The 6,005-nt window shown below is 65.2% G+C and carries 4 protein-coding genes; 1 reads left to right on the top strand and 3 read right to left on the bottom strand.

What is annotated here, in order from left to right:
* Positions 1–394: 394 nt before the first annotated feature.
* Entirely contained in the window at positions 395–2,422 is a 2,028-nt protein-coding gene (locus tag LCI23_RS20155; protein WP_374041195.1) for a TonB-dependent receptor family protein, read from the top strand.
* Here LCI23_RS20155 and LCI23_RS20150 read toward each other — a convergent pair.
* The 3 genes from LCI23_RS20150 to LCI23_RS20140 form a co-directional block, all read right to left on the bottom strand.
* Complete coding sequence (locus tag LCI23_RS20150; protein ID WP_224948238.1) at positions 2,397–3,890, bottom strand: GTPase domain-containing protein; 1,494 nt, start codon at positions 3,888–3,890, stop codon at positions 2,397–2,399. The two genes, LCI23_RS20155 and LCI23_RS20150, sit on opposite strands and share 26 nt — an antisense overlap.
* Positions 3,890–5,371, bottom strand: coding sequence for a DUF2868 domain-containing protein (locus LCI23_RS20145; protein WP_224948237.1), 1,482 nt, complete (start codon positions 5,369–5,371; stop codon positions 3,890–3,892). Before LCI23_RS20145 ends, LCI23_RS20150 begins: the two co-directional genes overlap by 1 nt.
* Before the next feature lie 132 nt (positions 5,372–5,503).
* Positions 5,504–6,005 (bottom strand): hypothetical protein (locus LCI23_RS20140; protein ID WP_224948236.1); only part of this gene is annotated, 502 nt, incomplete at its 5' end.

The raw sequence follows: 6,005 nt of genomic DNA, 5'->3' as shown, positions 1-6,005 counted from the left end.
ACCTTGCTGCGCCTTACGAAGCGTTGTGTTCGTCAGCAGCAGAGAAGTGAGATTATGCAGTGTTTCGCTAAAACCGTCAACCCCTCGTTCGCTTCGTTGCAGATTGCTCTGCGGACCGTTGCCAACTTAACCATTTGATTTTGTTGGCCTTTTCTGTCGCGCTTTGCAGCGCTCCCGAAGCGGAGGCGAACTATAGCAAATCCTGACGTTCGATAGCAAGGCCTTTCGACATCGATTCGCGCTAAACGAACAGCCACCATGGGCCAGCACGGCTATGATGGCGATCTGTCCACTTTGCATTATCGTCATGCACCGCCATCTGCCTCGCTCGCCACTGCTTGCCGCCTTGTTTGGCCTCTTTACGGCCCCGGTCCTGGCCCAGTCCGTACCGCCCGTGTCGGTTGTCGTTGTCAGCGGCTCGCGCACGGAGCAGGAAAGCTTCGATCTGCCCGCTGCGATAAGCGTGGTCGATGCCGGACGCATCCAGGCCGGCCAGCCGCGCATCAACCTGTCGGAATCGCTGGTGGCGGTGCCTGGCATCGTGGTCCAGAACCGCCAGAACTATGCGCAGGATTTACAGGTATCCTCGCGCGGCTTCGGCGCCCGCTCTTCCTTCGGCGTACGCGGGGTCCGCCTGATCGCGGATGGCATCCCCGCGACCATGCCAGACGGACAAGGCCAGGCGGCCACGTTCAATCTCGACATGGCCGAGCGCATCGAGATCCTGCGTGGTCCCTTTTCCGCGCTGTATGGCAACCATTCTGGTGGCGTCATCCAGTTGTTTACGCGCGATGGCGAGGCTCCGCCTTTTGTCGAGCTGTCAGTCACCGGCGGCAGCGATGGTTTGCGCAAGCGCGATATCAACGCCCAGGGCAAGACCGGCACGCTCGGCTACGTCCTCGACGCTTCGCGCTTTGAAACAGATGGCTACCGCCAGCACAGCGCCGCGGTCCGCGACCAGGGGTATGCCAAGCTGACATTGCCGACCGGCCGTGACGGGAAGCTGAGCATCGTTGCGAATGCACTCGACCAGGACGACACCCAGGATCCGCTCGGCATCACCTGGGACAGTTTCTCGCGTGATCCGCGCGCGGGCGAGACCGATACCACCGATACCGCGTCGCCGCAGCGCAGTTTCGCGCAACGCTACAACACCCGCAAGAGCATCGCCCACCAGCAGATCGGCCTGAACTGGCAACAGCGTTTCGGAACCAGCCGACTGCAACTGACCGCCTATGGCGGCCAGCGCCAGGTGATCCAGTACCAGTCCTTTTCACGCGCCTTCCAGCAGCCCGCCAGCCACTCCGGCGGCGTCATCGATTTCGATCGCGACTTCCGCGGCATGGACCTGAATTGGCAGGATGTCCGTGCGCTCGGTTCAGGCACGCTGCGCACCACCGCTGGCGTGGAATATGCCGATTCCGAAGACCTGCGCCAGGGCTTCGAGAACTTCCTTGGCACCCAGCTCGGCGTCAAGGGCCGACTGCGCCGCGACGAGCGCAACCGCCTGACCAGCATCGATCCCTATGTGCAGACCGAATGGGAGTCCGGTGCCTGGATGCTGACGGGCGGCCTGCGCCATACGCGCCTGAAAGTGGCCGTGCGCGACCGTTTCCTCGACAATGGCGACGACAGCGGCGGCAGCGTCTACCAGGGTACGGCACCGGTGCTCGGCATCCTGCGCAAGCTGACGCCCTCGCTTAACCTGTACGCGAGCGCGGCGCGCGGTTTCGAGACACCGACCCTCAATGAACTGTTCTACTCGGCCAGCGGCGCCGGTTTCAATTTTGGCCTGGAACCCGGCCGCAGCCTCCACCTCGAAGTGGGCGCGAAGGCGATGTTCGGCCAGCATACGCGGGCCGAACTTGCCCTGTTTCAGGCGCGCACCCGGAACGAACTCGTGGTCGAGGCTTCGAACGGTGGCCGCACCAGCTACCGCAACGCCGGCAGCACCTTGCGCCAGGGGATGGAATTATCACTAGCTTCGCGTTTCGCCGGCGGCTGGAACGCCCTGGTCTCGGCCAGCCTCCTGCGCGCCGTCTACGACGAAGGTTTCGGCAGCATCCCGTCCGGGAACCGGCTGCCTGGCGTACCGCGCGCCAACCTGTTTGCGGAACTGGGCTGGACGGCGAAGGACGATGCGCTCAATGCCGCGCTCGAGGCCCAGGCCGCGAGCCAGGTGCATCCAGACGATGCCAACGCGGCGGTGCCGGCGCCCGGCTATGGCATCCTGCACCTGCGCCTGCAGGCGCGCCAACAACTGGGACGCTGGCATCTGAAGGAATACCTGCGCGTCAATAACCTGCTGGACCGCGACTATGTCGGCTCGGTGATCGTGGCCGAAGCGAACCGCCGCTTCTACGAAGCCGCGCCGGGGCGCAACTGGCTGCTCGGCATCAGCGCGCAATACCGGTTCCGGTGAGTTGGGACGGCGCCGGCAGCGCGGTCGCCGGATAGAGCTGCGCCAGCACGGCGTCCGCCACCGGCACCAGCGTTTTCTCGGCCAGCGCAATGGCCGCCTCCCCATCCGGCGCGGCGCGCAGGGCGCGCCACAAGGCCGGCAGGTCGCCCGCATGCGCCGCGACTGCTCGCTCCACCTCCGCCTGCCAGAAGGGAGGCGCTTCGCTTTCCACATAGTTGCCGCGCCCGCGTCCAAAATGGGCCACCGCCAGGTAGCGCAGCAGGCCGCCAGTCAGCAGCGTCTGCAGGAAGGCGTCGGCAAACTGCACGGTGTGCTGGTTGCGGTCGGTCCCCACATTGAAGCCCCAGGCTGCGCCAGCCATGGTCAGCGCACCGACGATTGCCCCCAGCAGCGCCCCGCCGCCGAGGGTAAGACCACCTGCCATCAGATCGGCCGACAGGCCGGTGGCCGCGCCCGAGACCATCGCGCCCAACAGGCCGGCCTGGGCCCGGTCCACCGGCGCGCGCACGGCGAAGTTCTCGCGCACGCGCGCATTGATCGCGCCCGCTTCGCCAGGGTCGAGCTTGTGCAGGACCAGCATGCGTGCCGTGGTGCTGCCAATTTCATCGTTCAGGCGTTGGACCAGCGTAGCCATTGCCAGTTCCTGGCGCTTCTGCTCGTCCTTGCCCAATCCGACGGCCTTGAGGGCGGACCTGAACAGCCCCTGGCCTTCCGAGGATACCTCCTGGCGGTCGCGCGCGGCAAAGGCGAGCAGCTCCGCCACCAGGTGCAGGGCATTGCGGTAGCGCCGCTGGTTGGCGTCTTCCCAGGCAGCCAACAGGCGGGCATAGCCTGCCTGCCTTGCAGGTTCGATGAGCTTGCCGATCGCATCGTAGAACACATGTTCATGCACCCAGCAGCGGGCAAAGGCGTCCAGCGGCAGTACTTCCTTCACGACAGGGAAGCGGGCCAGGTGCTGCTTCCAGCGCCCCTGCTCGGCCGCCTCTTCGCTGCCCGGGCGCGGCGGACCCATCTGGTTGAGCAGCACCGCGACCGGTTTGCCCAGCCATTCGAGGATCTTCATTTCGGATGGCAGATAGCCGGCATCCTGGGGAGATTCGGACGAGTTCACCAGGTAGAGCACGACGTCGGCCTCTTCCTTGGCGGCGCGCAGGGCCTGCTGGCTAAGCCAGAAGGGCTTGTCGCGGTAGCGGTCGAACACTTCCCGCAGGAACCAGCCGATCGGATTGCCCGACATCGACAGGCGCTTGAGCAGGCGTACCGAGTCGCCGAAGCCCGGCGTGTCCCACAACACCAGGCTGTCACCGGCCGCGCTGGTTTGCAGCAGGTGGGCCTCGGCGAACTGGGTTACGTGGGCGGCATCACGCACTTCGCCCACATCCATGCCGACCAGGGTGCGCGCCAGGGTCGTCTTGCCATTGTTCGTGTGCGAGACGAGCGCGAACTGGATCTTGACCGGATCGTCCATCAGCGCAGCTCCGGCAGACGCAGGCCGGCGCCGAGTTCGATTGGATACTTGCCTGGCTCGAGCAGGTTGACGAAGGTGGCCGAGGTGCCATGGAAGCTGCAGAACTGGCGCCACAGCGTGCTGCGTTCAGCCACGCGCTCGGCGCTGCCGGACTGGCTGCCGATACGCTCGGTGAGCGGCGATTCATCCACCAGCACGGCCACGCCGCGGCGCACGTGTTTTGTCAGGTAATCGAGGAAAGCGCCATGGTTTTCCTTTTCTGGCGTGGCGGACAGGCTGAACAGGACCGCTGTGACGGTGATGCCCGCTTCATCGGGCTGCAGGTCGCGCAAGGCCTCCTTGGCGTCGATGCCATACGCGCTGGCAGGACGCAGCTGGACCCGCGCCTGGGCGCCAAGGGCCGCGGCCGCGATCGACCACAGGCCGCGGTCACGTGCTTCGTCTAGCGTGTAGCTGTAAGGGAGCACACGCAAGAGCGCCGGAGAACCGGCGCCGATGCTGTCCGCCAGCTTGCGGAAATACGGCTGGTCGAGGTCGAGCGGGAAGCTGTTTGCCAGCCGCCCCGCGCGCCAGGCGGCGAACCCGGCCAGCAGCACACGCGGCAACACGACCAGCAGCAGCAGGGTTGCGCCGTAGAGATGGACCCAGCGCTCGCCGCTGGCGGCAGCCACGACGCGTCCGAAACGCAGCTGTTCGATCTCTGCCAGCGAAAAACCTTGGAGGAAGGGGAATACGTTCATTGCCGGCATGAACAGCCAGGACAACAGTGTATGGACCTGAGAAGCATCCAGGAACGTGCTTTCCCAGCCGACGACGTATTGGGTCAGCAGACCGCGCGCATACAGCGATGCGATGGCGCCGAGGGCGAAGCAGGCTGCAGCCAGGTGGACCGTGCGGCTCAGCCGTGCACGGGTGAGCGGTGCGCTCAGCCCGGCCCACTCGCCCATGAAGCTGGTAATGCCGGCCGCCAGCGGCGCGGGCAGCTTGCGCGGGACGGCCAGCTTGCCCAGACTCAGGCGGCGCAGCAGGCCCGGGCTGGCCCAACCATGGCGCTTGCCAGGAATGCAGGCCAGGACAAGCACGGACAGGTAGACCAGCAGGTTCCAGCCTATGATCAAAAGAAAGGGGGCGGAAAGCAAATCGACCCGGTGCGGATCGGCGATGCGGTCGATCAGGGCGCCGCTGACCAGGGCCAGGAAGGGCAATGCCAGCCAGAATCCCGGCAAACCGAGCCGGCGTTTGGCAAAAGCGCCAAAGGCCGGGTTGCGTTCCCCGAGGCGTTTCAGGATCTGTTCCGAGCGCTGCTCCAGGAAATGGTGCTGGGTCATGGCGGACTTGTCGTCGGCTGCCTGCCAGGCTGCCAGTTCCTTTGCACTGCGGCTGGCGTACTTGCGATCGTCCTCGCTCAGCACCTCGTGATGGATGTCGGCGGATTCAATGGCGCGCACCAGCACGGCATTGCGTGCGACCTGTTCTTTCATGCTTCTCCTGTCATGGTTGAAATGGCAAGGCTGACAGGTGCATTGTGCCCCAGATTCCGATCGCAGGCAGGAGGGACAGCGGTGGACACAAAAAAGCCCGGACATGCCGGGCGCTGGGCGGGCTGGCGCGGTTCAGCTGCGAGGCGTTTTCTGGTTTGGCCGGCTAGCATAGTCCGACGCCGGCTGGTCTGGATGTCCCTGCAAGCCCCGGGCGCCACCTTGCCCCGAATCCGACTGTTGCGAACCAGCATGCTGGGATTGTTCCATCCCGCCCTGGCCGGATTGCTGGACTTCGTGGACGCGGTTCATCTCGGCCTGCGCCTGCATGCGCTGACCACGCTGGCGCGCGCTCCAGCCGCCGCCTTGCGAACTGCCGACACCGCCCCGCGCATTGCGGCCGAGATCGGATTGCTGAGAGCCCGTATGTGCCACCGGGAAAGGCGATTCAGGTCCGCCGCGCATCACCGCTCCCGGTGCGCGCGATTGCAGACTGCCCTCGGCAACGCTGACGGTTTTGGGTTTATGGATGCCGCGCGAACGATTCACGCCACCCAGGTTCTTTTCCTTCGATTTCATGGTCCTTCCTCCGCTTTGCTGACGCAATGGACTGATCATGCTCGTGGAAAGTGATGTG

It is taken from the genome of Massilia sp. MS-15 (assembly GCF_020176695.1).
In the GTDB taxonomy this organism is placed as follows: Bacteria; Pseudomonadota; Gammaproteobacteria; order Burkholderiales; family Burkholderiaceae_D; genus Telluria; species Telluria hydrophila.
Note: the sequence above shows the minus strand (reverse complement) of the source record. Positions and strands in the feature narration are given on the sequence as shown.

Excerpts from the sequence above, each read along its gene's own strand:
- LCI23_RS20150 (WP_224948238.1), bottom strand. The coding sequence starts at position 3,890 with ATGGACGATCCGGTCAAGATCCAGTTCGCGCTCGTCTCGCACACGAAC.
- LCI23_RS20145 (WP_224948237.1), bottom strand. The coding sequence starts at position 5,371 with ATGAAAGAACAGGTCGCACGCAATGCCGTGCTGGTGCGCGCCATTGAA.